The organism is Bradyrhizobium sp. CCBAU 45321, assembly GCF_028128975.1.
Lineage (GTDB): Bacteria > Pseudomonadota > Alphaproteobacteria > Rhizobiales > Xanthobacteraceae > Bradyrhizobium > Bradyrhizobium yuanmingense.
In genome coordinates this window covers 1-552 of the sequence record NZ_LFKZ01000039.1, presented here as the reverse complement: position 1 = coordinate 552, position 552 = coordinate 1, and the positions used below count along the sequence as shown (strand labels likewise).

The 552-nt window shown below is 65.4% G+C and carries 1 protein-coding gene; it reads right to left on the bottom strand.

Annotated elements, in window-relative coordinates; translation table 11 throughout:
- Positions 1–552, bottom strand: a 552-nt coding sequence (locus ACM43_RS09555; protein WP_271539846.1) for a putative Ig domain-containing protein, incomplete at both ends; no start/stop codon positions are given.

Below are 552 nucleotides of genomic sequence, written 5' to 3'. Positions count from 1 at the left end.
GGTACCGCTGAAGGTCCGCGTCGAGGCATTGAAGGTCAGCCATGCGGGAAGCGCCGTGCCGTCGGCGGCTGTCGCCGTGTAGGCGAGCGAATCCCCGGAATCGACGTCGGTGAAGGTACCCGCAGGCAGCGTCAAGGAGAATGACGTACCGACCGTTGCGGTCTGATTGCCGGTCTGGGCGGCCAGCACCGGCGCGTCGTTGGCGCCATGGATTGTGACGGTGAGCGTGGTCGATGACGTGGCGCCGGCGGTGTCGCGCATTGTGTAATTGAAGATATCGCTGAGCGTGTCGGTCGACTGCCGCAAGGCCTGCACGGCCGCATCCGTCTCGTTGACCGTATATGTGAAGCCGCCCGAGGCATTGAGCACAAGGCTGCCGTGGGCTCCAGACAGCGCTGAACCGAGTGTGCCGCCGGTCGAGCCGAAGCTGACGGCGGTGACCGTCTTGGTATCGCCCGCGTCGGGATCGGTATCGTTGGTCAGCACGTTGCCAGTCGCCGCCGTGCCACCGACGCTGTTGCTCACGCCGCCCTTTTCGGTGGCATCACCGGT